Source organism: Arsenicibacter rosenii (genome assembly GCF_001870735.1).
Classification (GTDB): Bacteria; Bacteroidota; Bacteroidia; order Cytophagales; family Spirosomataceae; genus Arsenicibacter; species Arsenicibacter rosenii.
The window spans coordinates 268,067-287,229 of record NZ_MORL01000008.1 but is presented as its reverse complement, the minus strand read 5'-3'; the positions used below and the strand labels follow the sequence as shown (position 1 = coordinate 287,229).

At 47.0% G+C, this 19,163-nt stretch carries 15 protein-coding genes and 1 CRISPR repeat array (1 of these 16 cut by a window edge); of the genes, 13 read left to right on the top strand and 2 right to left on the bottom strand.

All coding sequences use genetic code 11. The features are described from left to right. The first annotated feature begins 376 nt into the window (after positions 1 to 376). The 5 genes from BLX24_RS16920 to cas6 all read left to right on the top strand — a co-directional run bounded on the left by BLX24_RS16920 (position 377) and on the right by cas6 (position 7,885). Positions 377 to 3,145 carry a M16 family metallopeptidase gene (locus BLX24_RS16920; RefSeq protein ID WP_071504340.1) on the top strand — a complete coding sequence of 923 codons (2,769 nt, stop codon included), beginning with the start codon at positions 377 to 379 and terminating at the stop codon, positions 3,143 to 3,145. Between the two features lie 123 nt (positions 3,146 to 3,268). Then, positions 3,269 to 4,696 (top strand): leucine-rich repeat domain-containing protein, encoded by a 1,428-nt coding sequence (locus tag BLX24_RS16915; protein ID WP_071504339.1) that lies wholly within the window; start codon positions 3,269 to 3,271, stop codon positions 4,694 to 4,696. 147 nt (positions 4,697 to 4,843) lie between these two features. Further along, complete coding sequence (locus tag BLX24_RS16910; protein WP_071504368.1) at positions 4,844 to 5,761, top strand: EamA family transporter; 918 nt, start codon at positions 4,844 to 4,846, stop codon at positions 5,759 to 5,761. 172 nt (positions 5,762 to 5,933) lie between these two features. After that, a complete protein-coding gene (locus BLX24_RS16905; RefSeq protein ID WP_071504338.1) occupies positions 5,934 to 6,932 on the top strand; it encodes a helix-turn-helix transcriptional regulator in 999 nt (332 codons plus the stop codon). Between the two features lie 113 nt (positions 6,933 to 7,045). Then, positions 7,046 to 7,885, top strand: a complete 840-nt coding sequence (cas6, locus tag BLX24_RS16900; protein ID WP_083422022.1) for a CRISPR-associated endoribonuclease Cas6 — start codon at positions 7,046 to 7,048, stop codon at positions 7,883 to 7,885. A 163-nt stretch (positions 7,886 to 8,048) separates the two neighbouring features. Here the strand turns inward: cas6 and BLX24_RS32745 are convergent, their stop codons facing one another. After that, positions 8,049 to 8,210: a hypothetical protein gene (locus BLX24_RS32745; RefSeq protein WP_177225860.1), complete on the bottom strand. Its 162-nt coding sequence runs from the start codon at positions 8,208 to 8,210 to the stop codon at positions 8,049 to 8,051. 199 nt (positions 8,211 to 8,409) lie between these two features. Beyond that, complete coding sequence (locus tag BLX24_RS16895) at positions 8,410 to 8,700, bottom strand: hypothetical protein (RefSeq protein ID WP_071504336.1); 291 nt, start codon at positions 8,698 to 8,700, stop codon at positions 8,410 to 8,412. Positions 8,701 to 8,914: 214 nt separating this feature from the next. Here BLX24_RS16895 and BLX24_RS16890 point away from each other — a divergent pair, with 214 nt between their 5' ends. The 8 genes from BLX24_RS16890 to cas2 all read left to right on the top strand — a co-directional run bounded on the left by BLX24_RS16890 (position 8,915) and on the right by cas2 (position 17,851). Continuing rightward, the gene (locus tag BLX24_RS16890; protein ID WP_071504335.1) at positions 8,915 to 10,828 is read left to right on the top strand and encodes a hypothetical protein; all 1,914 of its coding nucleotides are present in this window, start codon (positions 8,915 to 8,917) and stop codon (positions 10,826 to 10,828) included. Between the two features lie 12 nt (positions 10,829 to 10,840). After that, complete coding sequence (locus BLX24_RS16885) at positions 10,841 to 11,764, top strand: type I CRISPR-associated protein Cas7 (protein ID WP_071504334.1); 924 nt, start codon at positions 10,841 to 10,843, stop codon at positions 11,762 to 11,764. Then, positions 11,761 to 12,606, top strand: a complete 846-nt coding sequence (gene cas5b, locus BLX24_RS16880; RefSeq protein ID WP_229201831.1) for a type I-B CRISPR-associated protein Cas5b — start codon at positions 11,761 to 11,763, stop codon at positions 12,604 to 12,606. The genes BLX24_RS16885 and cas5b overlap by 4 nt, the downstream gene beginning before the upstream one ends. Continuing rightward, entirely contained in the window at positions 12,590 to 15,358 is a 2,769-nt protein-coding gene (gene cas3, locus BLX24_RS16875; protein ID WP_177225859.1) for a CRISPR-associated helicase Cas3', read from the top strand. Before cas5b ends, cas3 begins: the two co-directional genes overlap by 17 nt. Before the next feature lie 12 nt (positions 15,359 to 15,370). Beyond that, positions 15,371 to 15,889, top strand: coding sequence for a protein kinase family protein (locus BLX24_RS16870; protein WP_071504332.1), 519 nt, complete (start codon positions 15,371 to 15,373; stop codon positions 15,887 to 15,889). A 3-nt stretch (positions 15,890 to 15,892) separates the two neighbouring features. After that, a complete protein-coding gene (gene cas4, locus BLX24_RS16865) occupies positions 15,893 to 16,396 on the top strand; it encodes a CRISPR-associated protein Cas4 (RefSeq protein ID WP_071504331.1) in 504 nt (167 codons plus the stop codon). 86 nt (positions 16,397 to 16,482) lie between these two features. Then, positions 16,483 to 17,490, top strand: a complete 1,008-nt coding sequence (cas1b, locus tag BLX24_RS16860) for a type I-B CRISPR-associated endonuclease Cas1b (protein ID WP_071504330.1) — start codon at positions 16,483 to 16,485, stop codon at positions 17,488 to 17,490. A gap of 97 nt (positions 17,491 to 17,587) precedes the next feature. Then, positions 17,588 to 17,851: a CRISPR-associated endonuclease Cas2 gene (cas2, locus tag BLX24_RS16855; RefSeq protein ID WP_071504329.1), complete on the top strand. Its 264-nt coding sequence runs from the start codon at positions 17,588 to 17,590 to the stop codon at positions 17,849 to 17,851. Between the two features lie 215 nt (positions 17,852 to 18,066). Continuing rightward, positions 18,067 to 19,163: direct repeats of the CRISPR family, unit length 30 nt; unit sequence CCGTTAATCGTACCTGTGTGGAATTGAAAT; it runs 5,055 nt beyond the window's last position.

Genomic DNA, 19,163 nt, shown 5'->3' with positions numbered 1-19,163 from the left:
AGACAGAGCTGATCCCAAGGGTCAGCTCTCGTCGTTTATACATTACCCAAAAAAAAACCGTGTATAACAACGGGCTCTCCCAGAGACAATTGCTTATCCTGCTAGTCTCATAACCTGTAGCTTTTCTCAACGGGTTACATGTTCTTCTACAGTAACCGGCGTTCTCCATTCTGGATTTACTTACCCACAACTGTTTATGAAGTCAGCAATCAGTAACTCAAAAGCCATTAGTTCGTTGGTTACGTCAATTATTTAAACCGCTTATCCCTTTTATGCTTGCGAACTTTGCCGGATATACTTAACTATACATTTCGTTATTTGTCTTTTGCAAAACAAATCGTATATGCTAACACACAACTTCGCACCGGGAAAAAGAATGCTGGCTGCACTCCTGCTGGCAGGACTTTTACACGGCAGTATTGTCAACGGTCAGGCATTGCCGGAGGGCATCACGAAAACGGCATCGGTTGAAGGAATCACCGAGTATCGGTTGAAGAATGGTTTAAAAGTGCTCCTGTTCCCGGATTTATCGAAACCAACCATTACCGTAAACATTACGTATCTGGTTGGTTCGCGGCATGAAGGCAAAGGGGAGGCCGGTATGGCCCACCTGCTGGAACACATGGTGTTTAAAGGCTCCACCAAACATACCAACATTCCTCAGGAACTTACCGAACATGGTGCCCGGCCAAATGGTACAACCTGGCTTGACCGGACAAACTATTTTGAAACGTTTGCCGCTTCTGACGACAATCTGAAATGGGCGCTGGATCTGGAGTCTGACCGGATGATTAACTCATTTATCAAAAAAGAAGATCTGGCTACAGAATTTTCGGTTGTCCGGAACGAGTTTGAGATGGGTGAAAACTCGCCGCAGGATGTATTGAACGAACGTATAGTGTCTACCGCGTTCTTGTGGCATAATTACGGTAAATCGACCATTGGTAACCGTTCGGATATTGAACGCGTACCGATTGAGAATCTGCAGGCCTTTTATAAGAAATACTACCAGCCGGATAATGCGGTGTTGCTCGTTGCCGGTAAAATTGATGAAGCGAAAACACTGAAGCTGATCAATGATTATTTCGGGAGTATTCCGAAACCAGCGCGTCAGCTGACAGACGTGCCGACTATTGAGCCGGTTCAGGATGGTGAGCGTTCGGTGGTGCTGCGCCGCGTAGGGGATACGCAGGCAATTGCGGCCGGCTATCACATTATGCCGGGCTCACACCCAGATTATCCGGCCATGGACGTAGTCGTTGAGCTCTTGACGAATGAACCCTCAGGGCGATTGTACAAAAGTCTGATCGAAACCAAAAAGGCATCGCAGCAGTATGGCTATGCATTCTCGCTGAAAGAACCGGGTTTTGTTTATTTTGCCGCCGAGTTGCTGAAAGATAAATCGATTGAAGACGCCCGCAAAGCACTTTTAGGTACACTGGATTCGGTTGCAATCAAAGCGCCGACAAAAGACGAAGTTGAGCGTGCCAAGACGAAGCTGCTTAAAGATTTTGAACTGGCCTTTAAAAGCTCTGACCGCTTAGGCCTGGCCATGAGCGAATTTATTGCAACGGGTGACTGGCGTCTTGGCTTCCTTTACCGCGATAAACTGGAAAAAGTAACGCCGGAAGATGTCGTACGGGTAGCCAAATATTATTTTAAGCCATCGAACCGGACGACGGGTATGTTTGTACCGGATCCGAATCCGGATCGTACCGAAGTACCGGAAGCGCCGAATGTAGAGGCACTGGTAAAAGATTACAAAGGCCGTGCGGTCGTGGCTCAGGGAGAAGCATTTGACCCATCGCCGGCAAACATTGATGGCCGGACGAAGCGCATTGAGCAACCGAATTCCATTGAGATGGCGTTGCTGCCGAAATCTACGCGCGGGAATGAAGTTAATGCCCGTCTGACACTGCGCTACGGCGATATCAAAAGCCTGGAAAACAAAGCCGTGGTCAGTAGTTTTGCTGCGTCGTTACTGAACAAAGGCACTACGTCGCGTAACCGTCAGCAGATTCAGGATGAACTGGATAAGCTGAAAGCGCAGGTAAGTGTATCCGGTGGCGGAAACCAGGCTAACGTAAGCATCAAAACAACGAAGGAAAACCTGCCGGCGGTATTGCGTTTGGTTGGTGATATCCTGAAAAATCCGTCATTTGATGCCAATGAGTTTGAAAAACTGAAACAGGAGCAGCTGGCTGGTATTGAATCGCAGCGTTCGGAACCGCAGGCTATTGCGTTTAACTCATATCAGCGTACGCTGAACCCTTACCCGAAAAGCGATGTCCGTTATGTGATGACGTTTGACGAAGAGGTAGAGGCAATCAAGGCAGCGAAACTGGACGACGTGAAAAAATTCTACAAGGAGTTCTACGGTGCCCAGAATGCCACGTTTGCGGCGGTAGGTGATTTCGACGAAACGCAGATCCGGAAGATTGTGACGGATGAATTCGGTACCTGGAAAGCCGCAAAACCATTTAGCCGGATTGTGAGCGAATACAAGTCTATTCCGGCAGGAACGCAGTCGCTGCAAACTCCGGATAAAGCCAATGCGATGCTGGTAGCAGGCTATAACCTGCAATTGCGCGACGATGACCCTGATTATCCGGCCCTGATTCTGGGTAATTATATGCTGGGTGGCGGTTTCCTGAACTCGCGTCTGGCTGTCCGGATTCGTCAGAAAGAGGGCATTAGCTATGGCGTTGGGTCGGGTCTTTCGGCAAGTCCGCTGGATAAGACCGGTACATTTACAACGTATGCTATTTACAACCCTGAAAATGCCGAACGTCTGGTGAAAGCCATGCGTGAAGAGCTCGAAAAAGTACAGAAAGAAGGCTTTACCGCCGATGAAATCAAAGCCGCTAAATCAGGTTTGTTGCAGTCACGGCAGGTATCGCGGGCGCAGGATCCGTCACTGGCCGGCACGCTGAACAGTTACCTGTACCTGAACCGGACGATGGCATGGGATGCGGATTTCGAAAAGAAAATGGAGTCGCTCACACCTGAACAGGTAAACGCTGCGATGAAAAAATACATCGATCCGGCGAAACTGACGATTATTCAGGCCGGTGATTTCGACAAGGCAGCGAAGAAAGCTGCTGACAAACAGCCGGCGTCGTCGGTGAGTGGCAGTAAAAACTAGTGGCGTAATTTGCGTTTTCCGGACAATGGTTTGGTGGCTCTTCTGACCGCAAAATTATTGTCCGGATTTTTTTATGTCTATTAACTATATTTTTCGTTAATTCACTAAAAAATACGTTTAACTATGCGAACGCTCTTGTTTTTACTGGTAGCCATGATGGGATTTGCACCGGCAAAGGCTCAGGTGAAAGTTATTTTAGTAAAAGATACGGCAAAATATGATGTAACACCGACCCGGTTAAAGAAGGAGTATCCACCGATGTGGGGCGCGCAAAGCCCTTTTAAAGGCAAGGGGAAGGCAGTATTAGATTCAATAAACCGCTGGCAGGCCAGGACAAAGCTGTTTGAGCTGTTGATTGAGGAGGCCGGTAAAGTCGGCTTGAAATCCGGTTCATTGTTTCTGGATGAGTTTGTGGGGCCATCCGGCAAATTTGATTATTTATTTGTCTCAATTGTAGCCAGATCGGTAACCGGGCAACAGGAGCAGGCACTTACTGAGTTCCTGCAAAAACACTATGAGGCAAATCCGTTTCCAATGACTACGCCGAAAGGTCTTTATAGAATGAGTTCCCTGTCAATCGGCGGGGGCTATGCAAAGCGCACGGTCCGGAAAGGACCAGGGATTATTTCGTCGCTCGAAGATGCCCAAAAAACAACACGGCCGGATACCGTCAAAATCCTTTTGCTGAACCAATCGGACCTGACCCGCATCCCGCAGGAGGTGTATCGCTTCCCGAAACTCGAAGAACTTGACTTATCGAAAAACAGTATCAGGCACGTCCCCGCCGAACTGACGGCCCGCATCCCAACACTGCTGCGGCTTAGCTTGCTCCAGAACACTCTGTCGCCGGACAGTATTTTTATGACCCGTAACAAGCATTTGCTGGCGCTGAATATTCAGGGAAATAAACTGCCGGATATTCCGAAAGCGATCCGTAAAAACCGGCGGCTGGCGAGTTTGTGGGTCGGTAATAACCCGCTGGACAAAAAGCTGGCTAACCGCTCTTTCCGCGGGCTGCGCCGTCTGAATGATCTGAATCTATATAATGCCGGACTAAGTGAATTACCACGCCGCATTGCCCGCCTGAAGCGGTTACAGATTCTGGATTTGTATTATAATAACTTTACGGAGCTACCCGCAACGATCGGCCGGCTGAAACACCTGACTCAACTGGCGGTGTCAAATAATAAACTGAAATCGCTGCCGGAGAACCTCGGCCGGAACAAACGGCTGGAGGTACTGTATGCCCATCATAATCAGCTGAGTGAACTGCCGGAGACCATCACGGGGCTGCAATCCTTGCGGGTACTGGACATTGGTTACAACTGGTTTAGTCAGTTTCCGGCGCAGATTCCGGGCCTGGCAAATCTGGAAGAACTGGACATGAGTAACAATAATCTGACGAGGTTACCAGCGGAACTACGTAAGCTGACAAAGCTGAAAGCATTCCACCTGCGGCGCAATCCGCTGACCCAAAAAGAAGGTAAGCCGGCGGACTATGCGGCACTGATTGATCAGCTGGAAGCTAACAATACAGAAGTATTTTATTAACCGCTACAGGCAAAGTACTCTGTAGGGAAATAATATGATTTATTGAATAAGTTATACGAATATCCACACCATTTAAAAAATCGGGCCGTCGACGGGAGAAAAATCCATGTTTCCCGTGTTGTTGAGACGTACAGCAAAGCGGAAAATATGGTTACGTCTACTGCCTCTACTTCTCCTAACCGGTTGACGTTGTGGCTTGCCCTGACGTCGGTTTACATTCTCTGGGGATCGACCTATCTGTTTATTCATTTTATGACCGAGCACATGCCACCGTTATACATGGCATCCATCCGGTTTCTGGTAGCGGGCACGCTTCTGTATTTCTACGCCCGTCTGACGGGCACCGCCCGGCCATCGCGGGAGCAGGTAGTCTCTGCGGGAGCGATCGGTGTCTTATTACTGACTATTGCCAACGGCTGTCTGGCCATGGCCCTCCAATATATTCCGACCGGTGTGGCAGCTCTTATTACCAGTACATTACCTATTTTTCTGCTCACGCTGAACTGGGTGTCGTTTGGGAAAACACGCCCGTCTAATCTGGCGTTGGGCGGGCTTTTACTGGGTCTGACCGGTATCTTTTTCCTGATTAAGCCGGATAACTTTCAGGGCGTGGGCAGCGCTAATGCCAGCCTGATCGGAGCCGGTTTTATCATGATCGGGAATACGTCGTGGGCTATCGGAACGCTGCTGTCGCCGCGATTAGCGTTACCGGCTCAGATCATGTCGAGCGGTATTCAGATGCTGGCCGGAGGCATTGTTCTGATGCTGATCAGTTTTTGCATCGAGCCGGTTTCGCTGGATACGATTACGGTGGCTCCGCCGAAAGCACTGGGTGCGTTGCTGTATCTGGTCCTGTTCGGCTCCATCATCGGTTTTTCTTCTTATTCGTGGCTGGCCCGCAACGCCTCACCGCAGTTGCTGTCAACCTATGCCTATGTCAACCCTGTGGTGGCCATGATGCTGGGCGCTCTCTTTGCCGGAGAGTCGCTGTCGCCGTCGTCGCTGATTGGGGCCGGTATTGTGGTGGCGGGCGTGGTGCTGATCACGCTGGGCCGGAACCGGTAAGGAAATACATATACTTATGCATGCAGAGCCGTACGATGTACGGCTTTTTTTGTTGTCAGCCTGAAAGGCGGCGCACTATGGGGTGTTACGTTTAATAAATGAGTGACGGATGAATTGTCATTGTTTTGGTAAATAATGTTAATTTATCGCTGCATTCATTTATTCCACAACAATGCCTGCCAACACACCGGAACAATGGATACGGCGTCGACTACACGCCGGTGATCTGCTGACTGTCGAAGCCATCCAACAAGCGACGGGCGTAACGCCACGCCATATCCGCCGTATTTTTCAGCAATGCAGGGACGAGGGGCTGACCATTCTGGAACGTCGGCAAGGCCGTAGTAAGGCATTCTCATTACCGGCGCATCAGCAACAGGTTACCCTGTCCGATCTGGCGTTTGATGCCGATGAACTACGGGCACTGACCATTGCGACCAAAGCCAGCCAGTCTGTGTTACTGGATACGCCCCATGCGCCGGCTCTTCAACGGGCATTTGCCCGGCTGCTCGAACGGGTCCGGCCGGTTTCCTATGTGTTTGACGTTGATGAGCCGTTGCAGGAATGGCATTTTGACGATCAGGCTACGGATCAGATTGCGGCCACCTGCTTCCGGCAGATCGAAACGGCTATGGACGAACGTCAGTCGATCCTGGTCGATTACCAGCGCGGTAAGGACGGACACGTTTCTGTAGGCCGCCGGTTAGACCCGTATTGTTTTGCCAAACGGCACCGCGCCTGGATGCTGCTTGCCTATTGCCATCAGCGCCGGATGGTCCGGACATTTGCCCTGTCGCGGATCAGCCGGGTAGAGCCCTGTCCGGAATGCTATTTTGACCTTCCCGAAAACTTCATTCCCGACAGGTATTTCCGGTCTTCGCTGGGGGCTATCACAGCCGGTGAGTGCTATGACCTGCGGTTGCTGGTTGAACCCGAAAAAAGTCTGTTTTTCCGGCAGCGGACCTATCATCCGACCCAGCAGATCGAAGAAGACCGGCCGGACGGGCGGCTGGTGGTGTCGTTTGAGCTGGAGGGGCTGGAAGAAATGCGGTCGTTTTGTCAGAGCTGGGGCACGGGCATTACCGTATTGTCGCCGGCCGTGCTGCGGGAGCGGTTGCTGACCGATGCCCAAACGCTGATTAGCCGCTATACCGGCCAAAAAAATCCGTAAGCGGACGCCGAAATGTCCGGTCTGGCTACTGGCGGTATCTATCTTCACCCGACGAATAAAAAAAAGCCCTGAAAACAACTTACCTTTTTGTGGTTCATCAGATAAAGACGTGTATGCGATTTAAACTAACTCTGACTCCCGCCCACCCACGAACTATTGTTCCGTTTAACTATGCCTATCGCCTGACCGGTTGGTTGTATGGGCTGCTGCACGATGCGGAACCCGCCTACGCGCAGTTTCTGCACGAGCGCGGCTATGTAGTCAGCGCGACCAAACGCTTTAAGCTGTTTACCTTTTCGGATTTACAAATTCAGCAGTTTACTGTCCGGAAAGATTTGGGGGGCATTGAGGTGAGGTCGCCGACGGTGGTTTGGTACGTCTGTTTTCAGGTGGAGCGGGCCGCCGAGCATTTTCTGATGGGGTTGTTTCAGAATCAGGATATTACGATTGCGAGTCCACGCCATCGGGCCGATTTGCTGATAGAGCGGGTGGAGTCGCTGCCGGATTTATCGGGGCAATGGCCGGCGGAGGAGCCGTTGCGGTTGCGGACACTGTCGCCGATGGTGGTGGCCGAAAAAGACGATACGGGCATGGATCAGTATTTGCACCCGTCGGAGCCGTTGTTCGGGCGGTTGCTGATTCAGAACCTGATTGATAAACACCGGAGCATTCAGCTGGATGCGCGGGCATACGACCCCGGCGAGTTCTCGTTTGCGCTTTTGCCGGAGCGGGAGCCCCGGTCGCGGCTGATGACGATCAAGGAGGGTTCGCGGGCGCAGACGCAGGTACGCGGCTGGTACGATTTCAATTTTACACTATCAGGCCCGCGCGAGGTACTGGACGTGGGGTTGAATGCGGGCTTCGGGCGGTATAATGCGGAGGGGTGCGGGTGTGTGGAGGTGGTCCGGCAGAAGGCTACTTCTGTGGAGGCTGCTGGTTTTTCGACCGGATAAATGCGTCCCAGTCAAAATCCTTAAGGACAGTATTTATCACATAATCCGCTTTCGCCTTAGCGCCTTCTTCGGCGGTGTCGAATTTGCGGCTGAGGGGTGGGAAGCCGGGAGTTTGTGATTCGATTTTTGTGTACCATAAATGGCTAATAAAGCGATACTTATGTCAAGTGTCTTTCTGCGATTTCCGGAGTTGTCTTACTTTCTCAAGAAGTTCTTCTTTAGAAGCAGGGCGTGCATTTTCAGAGAGCTGTTTCCAAACGGCTTTTTCGTCGATAGCCCCAGCGAAGGGGTTACGGATCTGGGTATGAGTGGGTTTCTTGTCCATAGTTCTCTAGATTTCAATTCCGTGCAGATATGAAAAACATATGTATTAATACTGTTTAAGGGCTAGCCTTAAGGTTGATGGCTTATACCAAAGATAGGGTAAATACTATTTCAATTCCACACAGGTACGATTAAAACATAGAAAACCAAATTTCAATTCCACAGAAAGCATAAGAGCGAGGATAATGGATCAATGTGTATTAAAATCCGCAGTAGTACTTATTTACTTCTTCTTCGTCAGCAATCTTGGCTCCGAGAAAGAAAACCGTTTCGCCATCAGATACATAGGCTACCCGAATGATACGGCGTTTAGGCGTATATTCTGTCTGGATGTGTACAATGTCTGTCAATTCTGGACCACCTTCTTGTATAACTCGGTGCGAAGGCTTTTCGAACACGTAAATCATCTCTTCGCGAGTAATTCCATCTTCTTTATGAAGCAGGACCAAGTCGAGATTGTCAAAGTTATAGTTGAAGTGAAATTCATCCATAGTATTTTAAAAATTAAGACTTATAAAATAAGCCCCAGCGTGGTACGATTGCTTACGCCTTTCTTTCTCTATTTCAACTCCGTTCGCTGGGGCTTGTGACAAAGTTAATACCATTGGTTAGATAAAAGCAAAGTCATATAAGAAATAGCTTACGCTTTTTCTTTCTCTTGATGTTTTGTACAATTGCAACTAATTTCTTTCTCTTGATACCAACATGCTAAAAGAACTGTCAACCTTTACTCAAAACCTTGACGCTGATCTGAAAGAGATTGGTGTTGAACCACGCGAGGGACTACACATCGTACTGTCGCTGGAAGAATCGCCAGAGGGAGAAATTCGGATTGCTGACCAGTTCGAGTACACGCTCTATCGGAAGAAAAAGACTGATCCCAACGAAAAGCTACTAAAACAGTGTGCGGCTTGGGCGCGGGCTGCCTGGATGGTGGACACGAATAAGTGCCTGGACCTGCCCGGAAAGAAAATTCATTCAGCGTCGCCGTTCTGTCTGGCCTACAAGTTTGGTTCTCTGTTGACAGATTCGCAACTGGAAGTCTATTTCAATAAAGCAGGTAAATTCCTTCAGGACGAAAATGGTAGTCAGCAGGCACAGGCGTTTCGTCAGACCCTGAACAGTTGGGACAAGATTCAATTATTGTTAAGCCAGGTGTCGGAAGTTAATCCGCCCGAAGACTCTGATAAGGAGTTAAAAAGTCGGGCGTTGAAAGAAGGGGAATACATCATCTTCTATCTTGATACGCCATTGGAAGTGTATCTGAAACCCAATGCTCTCTATCTACAGGATCGGCTTTTTAATACCAGCGAATACAATGCAGTGGTAGGCGAAGAGATATTTGGTACAAGTGCGTTTTTTAATGGCTTCCCGTTAGCAAAGAAACCATTCTATGCGCACAAAACGGCTACGTTTGACATTGCCGGACGGATTTCAGCAGGGGATGCATTGCGTTTGCATGAATTTAGCGACCTGATGAGTCGTAATATTTTTCCGCGTCCCTTACCCATCTTTATCTATAATGATGAATTACCTGATCTTGACAGAATACGAAAATTATCAATTTCTATTTTTAAGGAAGAGGCACTGAAAGACTCTTCGAAACGGAAATCGCATGCTGAAATTATTCGAGAACTTTATGAAGCAGCCGAAAAGAAGCAGCAAGAATTAGGTAATTATTATCTGCTTTACTACCAGCAAGGGCAAATTAAAGACTTTGACTTTGTTAGCCGGTTTGAGTATCACTTGTGGGACAACTATAATAAACGAGATTGGCTCCAAATCAAGAATATTATGGGCGTAGCATCTACCAACAAACAGCCTAAAATATATCCTGATCTCCGAGATGTCTTTCAGTTATTACATGCTGTTTTTACTCCAATTATCGGTAATAAGTATTTAAAAGTTGATAACTTTTTTGGTGATATAGATGCTAAGGATTACATTATTAATACTGCTAAGCCTGAACAGCATCTTGTAATGACAAAATCAGCAGCTTCGACTTATCGGAAAGCTGTTTATGATTATGTCTATAAATCTAAGCGTGATGCTATTAATCATCACAGTTTTTGGAATATGGTAGTTTCTACTTTTTCAGATGACTTGAAATATGAACGGGACTACCAACTAAAAGAGAAACTAAATATATTGTTTAGCCTTAACCATTTCTTTGATCCTGAAAATCGAAACTTTAACGGACTGTATATGCCAGATAAACTTGAACAATTAATTACCAAGACTATGCAAATTGCCGATAGTCCAAAGCGTGTACCATTGGAAGATGAGTATGAGTTTGCCTTTATAGCTGGGCAAATGATTGACTACCTGCTAAGTCTTAGCAAAACTTCTGATACGTCCCACGCTGTTCTTGAAGGATTCCTTCAAAAAACAGACATCGATTTATTCAAGCAGGAAATTATTCGTGTTTTTGAGCGATATAAACACGAAGTAGAGCGGCCGGCGAATCTGTTCAAAAATCGTGTCTCTAATCTGATGCGTGAGATTATGGGCTATTTCCCTGAGAAGAGAATAGACCTGAAAAAGCTACAGGTTTTTATTCTGGCTGGCTATTTCAGCCCATCTTTTATCTACACGAAAAAACAAACTGATTCAAATTAATTCAAAACTTCTATGTCAACTATTTTTTCTAATCGCGTCTTCGGATGTGTCATTGTCAAATCGGTCAATTCAAACTACAACGCCGACTTCACTCACCAACCGCGTACCTTACCCGATGGTACCGTTTATGCTACCGATAAAGCCCTGAAATACACCGTGCGGAATTACCTCAAAAAAGCGTATCCCGACGATAAGGTTTTTTACTTCAAAACTTTCAGCGAAGAATTACAGCCCCGAACGCTGGACGAAAATTATGAGCAATATTTTGGCGTTTATCCAAAAGAAAAAGATGCACAACTTCGCCGGACGGTCGCTAAAAATCTGTTTGAGTGTATCGATGTACGCTTGTTTGGCGGTACGTATGCTGGTAAAACCAATTTGTCTATTCACGGCCCTTTACAAATTACGCACGGCGTAAACCGCTATGTTGAGGGAATTATTTACTCGGAACAAATTATGTCGCCGTTCCGAAATCCTGGCGAAAAAAGTGCGGATTCAACCATGAGTACGCTGGGAACGCAGTCGAAACTGAAAGAAGGCCACTACGTACACGGTCTGTCGCTGAACCCGCATAACATCAGTGATCTGATCAAACTTTCGGGCGGACAAACCATAACCGACGACGATATTACGAAAGTCAAGAAAGCTTTAACTCAAGGTGCGACGCTGTATGATTCAGCCGCTAAAGCTGGCACCGAAAACGAACTGATGCTTTGGGTACAACTTAAACCTGAATCGATGCTGGTGCTGCCTTCCTTTGTCGAATTGATTTCGGTAGATGCCGATCGGGTCATTCATCTGGAAAAGGTTACGGAGATTCTTGAACGCCCAACTGTGAGCAAACACATTGAGAAAATAGAGTTGTATTACGATAAAACGGCCACGCAAATAGCCGGAGCTCCGACCAACGCGACTATTCTGGAATTAAATCAATGAACGAACAAATGACGCTCAATTTTACAGAAAAAGAGCAACAGCCTGTTCCGGAATCACAGCCCGTAAGCCTTCGCTTAATTTCGTTCGACTTACGGGCCGACTTTGGCTTTTTCCGTAAGCCGGATGTGAACGATGGCTTACAACTTTCCTACAATATGCTTCATAAACCGGCCCTGCTGGGTATTTTGGGCGCTATTGCTGGTCTTAAGGGATATGCTCAGAAAGGGCAATGGCCGGAGTATTACAAACTGCTGAAAGATGTACCGGTAGGCATTGAACCACTAAAACCCTACCATGAGAAAGGGAATTTTACGAAAACGGCACTGACTTATACCAATACCGTTGGTTACGCTAATGCCGATGGTAATCTCATCGTACATGAGAATACGCTTCGCAGGCCTGCCTATCGTGTGTACGTTCTCCTCAATAAAGCCGATGAGTTACAGAATCGGTTGCTGACCCGTATTCGTAATCAGGAGGCTGAGTTTGTACCGTATCTGGGCAAGAATGAGTTCACGGCCTGGTGGGAAAATGTTGCAGAGTATGACGTCGATCAAAGTATGCCGCAGGAAAAGTTTGAACTGAAGACATTATTTGATAAACGGAAAACGATCGTCACAAAATCAATTGATGATGGGTACGATCGTTTTGATTTATTTGATTTTTCAGAGCCCAAAGGAAGCTATATCTACTTTGAGCGATTACCTGTCAGCTTTGATGAGCAATTATTTCAGTATGAATTAATTGACTTTGCTTATACTGACTACCCACTCAAGGCTCCGACTCAACTGGGTGGTTTGTATAGACTTAATACATCGAATGAATATGTCCAGCTCATTTGATTCCGCTGCTTTGATTTTTCAGACGCTACCCCGTATTGAGTCAGTATTAGTAAAGGCTGACCAATACTGGGCGCATCGTCCGCATAACGCTACGTCTGACCAAAAGCCGGAGACGTTGCCTGAGCATGTTCATTTGGTGAATGGCTATTTTCTGGAGATTATAGGGCAACATAAAATAAATGCTGTTGTTGATAGGCTTATTTCGGACATTGTCCAGGCCCATTTTCCTACTCAACAGAGATTAGAAACAGGAAATTTGCTGAAAAGGCTTTTTGTCTCTACCGTTCTGTTTCACGATTTTGGTAAGGTCAATGAAAACTTTCAGGCTCATCCCAAAAAGATGAATAATCCGGCTTTCACTGAAATACCAAGCCTGATTATTGAAACACGGCACGCCAAACTAGGAGCCTACCTTTACCTATATCGTCATTTCCTTGATATTACAGCGCTAACTATTCCTGATCCTATAGAGCAACGTAAACTACTATATATCACGCTACTGCTATCATATCCTATTATAAGACATCATGGGTCACGACTTCTAAAACCTGATGGCAAAGCAATTGCATTTAGCGAGGCAGAAATAAAGTGTATGGCTGGCTATATAGAGCGGTATGGTTGGAAGTACGTACCTAAATTAGCGAATGAGTTGTTTCTCGGAAAAAATCTGGAAAGTCGCTTCTTCGATTGGAAGCATAAAGTTAGTTTTGACTTTTCCATTCTTGCTCTACTCCGCCTAAACTTTTCCCTGCTGACTGCCGCCGATTATTTAGCTACATCGGAATACATGAATCAGGCAGGTATCAGCGATTTTGGTGTATTGAATCAGGTGGCCCGGCAGAAATTAATTCATGCTGCCCGTAGCAGCAAATTCTATAATACCGATGCCTTTCAGCTCGCCGATAATGCTACGTGGCAACCCACCATACCAACTGAGCGAAATAACGAAACATTAAATGCATTACGGCTGGAAATGGCGGTTCAGGCTATTCGGCAGGTTCGGCTTCATCCAGCCCAACGGCTTTTCTATCTGGAAGCACCAACCGGGGGCGGCAAAACGAATATATCAGCTCTGGTAACCGCAGAACTGTTACGGCTTGATGTATCGCTCAACAAGGTATTCTACGTATTTCCGTTTACGACGCTTATCACGCAGACCCATAAGGCATTACAGGAGACGTGGCAACTGAATGACTCGCAGATTGGGTTGTTGCACTCGCGGGGTGGCTTTCAACAAAAAGAGCCCGTTGAAGAAGGTGATTATGGTAAGCAATGGAAAAATCAACTGGCAAATCATTTCGCGTTTTTTTCCGTATGTTTGCTCACGCACATCCGCTTTTTCGATATTCTGAAATCGAACGAAAAGGACAGTATTTATCTCATGCACCGACTGGCTAATTCGGTTGTAGTCATTGATGAATTGCAGTCGTATTCGCCGAAACATTGGGATAAAATGCTGTTCTGGCTCGACCATTATAGTCGGGCATTCAATATTCGATTTGTACTGATGTCGGCCACGTTACCTCGTATCAACGGGTTGGATGTTGGTTTGTCGCAACGTCCCGAATTTGTTGATTTATTGCCTGAAGCTAAGCGATATTTTCAGAATCCTAATTTCCGTAACCGGGTACGTTTTCGGTTCGATTTACTGGAGGCACCTAATAATAAAACACGGGTTATCAAGCCTAAAGAGTTGGTTGAGGCAGTTTTAGCCCAATCGGAAACGTATGCCGAGGAAAATGATGGCCGTGTTTTTACCATTATCGAATTTATTTATAAGAAGTCAGCTACGGATTTTGCAGGACTGATTGGACAAACGTTTTTTGATGAAGTGTTTGTCTTATCTGGTACAATTCTGGAACCGCGAAGAAGAGAAATTATCAATTTCCTGAAGCGAAATAGTAAAACTTCCATGAAAGTGTTGTTGATCACAACGCAGGTTGTGGAAGCAGGTGCAGACATTGACATGGATCTCGGCTTCAAAAATATTTCCCTCATTGACAGTGATGAACAATTGGCAGGTCGGGTGAACCGCAACGTAACGAAGGATGTTTGTAATGTTTTTCTGTTCAAACTGAACGAGCCTGGTATTTTGTATAAACACGATGATCGATTTGATGTAACCCGCGAAAAACTAACCGTTGAGGATCATAAGCAGATTCTGGAAACAAAAGACTTTAGTAAGCTTTATAATCAGGTTTTAGCTGGTCGCAATGATTTGAATCAGAAAGTAGGGATTGAGAACTTTTTAACTAAATATCTACCAGATGTACAGCAGCTTGATTATGAGGCTATTCATAAGGGATTTCAGCTGATTGAGCAGCAGAACTTATCAGTTTTTATCCCACTGCTTTTACCTGTCACAATTGAAGGAGAAAAGGCTGGAGAGATCGAAGAAATATTCTCAAAAATTGAACTTGGTTTTTTAGGAAAATACCAGTGTTATTGGCAAGGTGATGAAAGAGTTGATGGTGCTAAAGTATGGATGTTATATCGTCAACTGAATGATCTGAAAAAAGGTATAATGGAATCGCAGGTGACTAAGAAAATTATGCAGGGTATTTTATCGAAATTTACCTTTTCTGTTTTTTATACAGATAAGCTTAAAAATGAATTATGTCCGCGATTTACAGGACCACCAGAAGATAGTTTTGTTGATTATTTGTATCTAAGGCATCATGACGAAGTTTATAAATACGAGATGGGCCTTGATATGTCAGCTTTTGATAAAGTTGAAAATGTTATAATTTGACGTTTACAGATTATGAAATACCCTCGTCAACTTTCTGCCGGTGCCAACAACGCCGTGATTGCGCTCTCCGATACGGAAGTAGCTAAACTGTTTGTCGGTGATACACGCTCCGATATTGGCTCGGAAGCCGAAAAGATGAAATTTGCCAATCAGGTAAATGACCTCGTCGTGCGGTTTGTCCGGTTGGATTATAGCGAGGAACTACAGGCCGAAATGCTGGTCATGGAACGCATCCGGCCGATTGACTACCGCGCTTATGAGGTAGAACGGCGGGAACTTTGGTTTGATGTCTTTGCCGATGAACTTCGGGAACTACATCGGGCCGGGTTTGTTCATCGGGATTTGAAACGTCCATCTGATCTTGATGGGTTAGCTTTTGATAACATTCTTCTAACCGAGAACGGTCTGCGACTTATTGATGTAGGCATTTCTGCCCTCAAGCATCAGGTTGGGGAGAAGATTTTTGGTAAATACCTTGAAGTTGAAAATGCTGATTTAGAGCAATTTAAAGAGTATTTTATAAATCGTTGAAAAATGACTGTCACCGGCTCACTCATCGGCATGTACCACATCTGCCACCGTGAACTCTGGCTGCACGCCAATCAGATCCGGATGGAACACACCTCGGAGGCCGTTGCAGAGGGGAAACAACTGCACGAACGCACCTACCCGCAGCGCGCCGAACGCTTCCGCGAGATTGAACTGGAAGGCTCAAAAATCGACTTTTATGATCCGCATAACAAAGTCGTCCACGAGATTAAAAAGTCCGACAAATTTGAGCACTCGCACATTGCGCAGGTAAAATTTTACCTCTACCTGCTCCGGCGTAACGGCGTCGAGGGGGCAACCGGCGTTATCGAATACCCGAAACTCCGGCAAACCGAACGGGTGGAGCTGACCGATGAGGAGGTACCCCAAATTGAACAATGGGTGCAGGATATTCAACGTATCGTGGCCGACGAACACATTCCGGAACGGCTGAAAAAATCGAAATGCCGGTCGTGCAGCTACTTTGATTTTTGCTACGTGGGCGAGTAACACGGCACAGGATTCCGGACGGCAACCTGTGCAGACACCTTTGATGAATCACTGAACGGAATATCATTCCGTTTTACAGACATGCCATGAAAAAGACATTTTACCTGTTTAATCCGGGGCGGCTGTCCCGTAAGGACAACACACTGAAATTTACGCCCGTCGACGAAGAATCGGGTCAGGAGGGGCAACCGCGCTACCTGCCCGTCGAGGATGTCGACAATCTGTACGTTTTCGGTAATCTGGATGTGAATTCGGCGCTGCTCAACTTTCTGGGCAAGTCGGGGGTAGCGGCCCATTTTTTCGATTATTACGAGCATTATACCGGCTCGTTTTACCCGAAAGAATACTTGCTGGCGGGAAAGATGCAGGTGGAGCAGACGCGCCATTACCTGAGCGCGAAGAAACGGATACTGGTGGCGCAGCGTCTGCTGGAAGGAGCGGCCTTCAACATGGTGAAGAACCTGCGTTATTACCAGAACCGAGGCAAGGCGCTGGACGACGACATTTGCCAGATCGAAACACTGGCCGGTCGTATACCGGAAACGACGCAGGTGGACGAACTGATGGGGGTAGAGGGCAACATCCGGCAGGTATATTACAGCTGTTTTGATCGGATTGTGCCGGGCTATGCGATGGGCAACCGGACGAAACAACCGCCTAACAATGAGCTGAATGCGCTGGTATCGTTCGGCAACATGATGTGTTATACGGTGTGTCTGGATGCCATTTACCACACGCAGCTCAACCCGACGATTAGCTTTCTGCATGAGCCGGGGGCACGCCGCTATTCGCTGGCGCTGGATCTGGCCGAGGTGTTTAAGCCGTTGCTGGTCGACCGAACGATTTTCAGGATGCTGAACAAGAAGGAGTTACAGCCATCGGATTTTGTGACGGAGCTCAATCGCTGTACGCTGAAGGAGCGGGGGCGTAAGGCCTTTGTGCAGGTGTTTGAAGACCGGCTGCGGGAAACGATTCAGCACCGGAGCCTTGGGCGAAGTGTCAGTTACAAATACCTCGTCCGGCTTGAGTGCTACAAACTTGCCAAACACCTGATCGGCGCCGACGAGTATAAGCCGTTTAAAATGTGGTGGTAACTTATTGAGTGAATGAGTGATTGAGCGATTTGCGAAAACCTGCTTCGATCTGCGGTTTCGGCACTCAATCACTCATTCACGAATCACTCAATAAAAGATGTACGTCATTCTGGTTTACGATATTGGGCAGAAGCGGGTGGGGAAGATGCTGAAATTGTGTCGCCGGTACCTGCATTGGGTGCAGAACTCGGTGTTTGAGGGTGAAATTACGGAGGTGAAGCTAAAAGAGCTGGTGTACGAGGCGAAACGGATTATGGACGAGGATCAGGATAGCCTGATTTTGTTTAAAAACCGCGATGCGAAGTGGATGGACAAGCAGATTATCGGGCAGGAGCGGTCGCCGACCGATCAGTTTTTGTAGCTTGTTTTGTCGTCGGTGGCTGGATTTGTGTTCTTTGACATGCTGAAAATGCTGTAATGAATTGGGGTATTGGGTTGTAGTGGGTTGATTATCAGGAGTCGTCGGTGGGCGGGTGTTTTCGTACGATTGCCGACCGACGACTTTTGGTGTCATTTTGCCGGGATAAAACTGCGAAACTGGCTTGGAAAAGCCTTTTTTTCTGCCAAACTTCACGGCCGTTAATCGTACCTGTGTGGAATTGAAATTTCTATGTAAGTATCCTGTATAACCTTCTTTAAACCCCGTTAATCGTACCTGTGTGGAATTGAAATCTACAGGAGATAATGACGGTAAACAGGAATTACTACTCCGTTAATCGTACCTGTGTGGAATTGAAATGATGTGCATCCGGTTGAGGTCTGTCACCGGCCGGGTCCGTTAATCGTACCTGTGTGGAATTGAAATCTTAAACCAGGCGATACGGACGACGAATACTTTAGCCCGTTAATCGTACCTGTGTGGAATTGAAATCCCTTGCCGGCTTTGACCATCGCGTCCAGATCAGACCCGTTAATCGTACCTGTGTGGAATTGAAATTCTGCACGCACCTGTTCAGTGTGTTTCCTCACCCGCCGTTAATCGTACCTGTGTGGAATTGAAATGATTGAGGTCGTGACCGAGAATGCAGGGGTGTGCCGCCGTTAATCGTACCTGTGTGGAATTGAAATTCGGTAATCCCACGGACTGCCCGCCGCTGTCTGCCGACCGTTAATCGTACCTGTGTGGAATTGAAATATGAGGTAAAAACACCTGACCGGATCGGCGAGGACCGTTAATCGTACCTGTGTGGAATTGAAATATATCGTACAGTGCGTACCGCGTGGCGGGCGTAGCACCGTTAATCGTACCTGTGTGGAATTGAAATCGCATCGAGGAGAAACTGATCCTCGGCGGAGCGACCAGCCGTTAATCGTACCTGTGTGGAATTGAAATGTAGCTCTATGCGGTGTTTGCGTCGTGTCTCGCTGTACCGTTAATCGTACCTGTGTGGAATTGAAATAACAAGCACAACGCCCTGAGCCATGAGCAACACAAACCGTTAATCGTACCTGTGTGGAATTGAAATTTCTGCAACCTTGGCGAAACGCTGCCGGAAGACGAGCCGTTAATCGTACCTGTGTGGAATTGAAATCGGCCCGAATGATGATTTGCAGACGCTTGTACTGGCCCGTTAATCGTACCTGTGTGGAATTGAAATCCGAGCAGACGCAGATGAGCCTGCCCGCAAAGCAGCCCGTTAATCGTACCTGTGTGGAATTGAAATGAACCTTCC

Bases quoted from the DNA above. Each gene is read 5' to 3' on its own strand.
- cas3 (WP_177225859.1), top strand. From the start codon at position 12,590: ATGTCCAGCTCATTTGATTCCGCTGCTTTGATTTTTCAGACGCTACCC.
- BLX24_RS32745 (WP_177225860.1), bottom strand. From the start codon at position 8,210: ATGGACAAGAAACCCACTCATACCCAGATCCGTAACCCCTTCGCTGGG.
- cas5b (WP_229201831.1), top strand. From the start codon at position 11,761: ATGAACGAACAAATGACGCTCAATTTTACAGAAAAAGAGCAACAGCCT.
- BLX24_RS16910 (WP_071504368.1), top strand. From the start codon at position 4,844: ATGGTTACGTCTACTGCCTCTACTTCTCCTAACCGGTTGACGTTGTGG.
- cas4 (WP_071504331.1), top strand. From the start codon at position 15,893: ATGACTGTCACCGGCTCACTCATCGGCATGTACCACATCTGCCACCGT.
- BLX24_RS16905 (WP_071504338.1), top strand. From the start codon at position 5,934: ATGCCTGCCAACACACCGGAACAATGGATACGGCGTCGACTACACGCC.
- BLX24_RS16870 (WP_071504332.1), top strand. From the start codon at position 15,371: ATGAAATACCCTCGTCAACTTTCTGCCGGTGCCAACAACGCCGTGATT.
- cas1b (WP_071504330.1), top strand. From the start codon at position 16,483: ATGAAAAAGACATTTTACCTGTTTAATCCGGGGCGGCTGTCCCGTAAG.
- BLX24_RS16890 (WP_071504335.1), top strand. From the start codon at position 8,915: ATGCTAAAAGAACTGTCAACCTTTACTCAAAACCTTGACGCTGATCTG.
- BLX24_RS16885 (WP_071504334.1), top strand. From the start codon at position 10,841: ATGTCAACTATTTTTTCTAATCGCGTCTTCGGATGTGTCATTGTCAAA.
- cas2 (WP_071504329.1), top strand. From the start codon at position 17,588: ATGTACGTCATTCTGGTTTACGATATTGGGCAGAAGCGGGTGGGGAAG.
- cas6 (WP_083422022.1), top strand. From the start codon at position 7,046: ATGCGATTTAAACTAACTCTGACTCCCGCCCACCCACGAACTATTGTT.
- BLX24_RS16920 (WP_071504340.1), top strand. From the start codon at position 377: ATGCTGGCTGCACTCCTGCTGGCAGGACTTTTACACGGCAGTATTGTC.
- BLX24_RS16895 (WP_071504336.1), bottom strand. From the start codon at position 8,700: ATGGATGAATTTCACTTCAACTATAACTTTGACAATCTCGACTTGGTC.
- BLX24_RS16915 (WP_071504339.1), top strand. From the start codon at position 3,269: ATGCGAACGCTCTTGTTTTTACTGGTAGCCATGATGGGATTTGCACCG.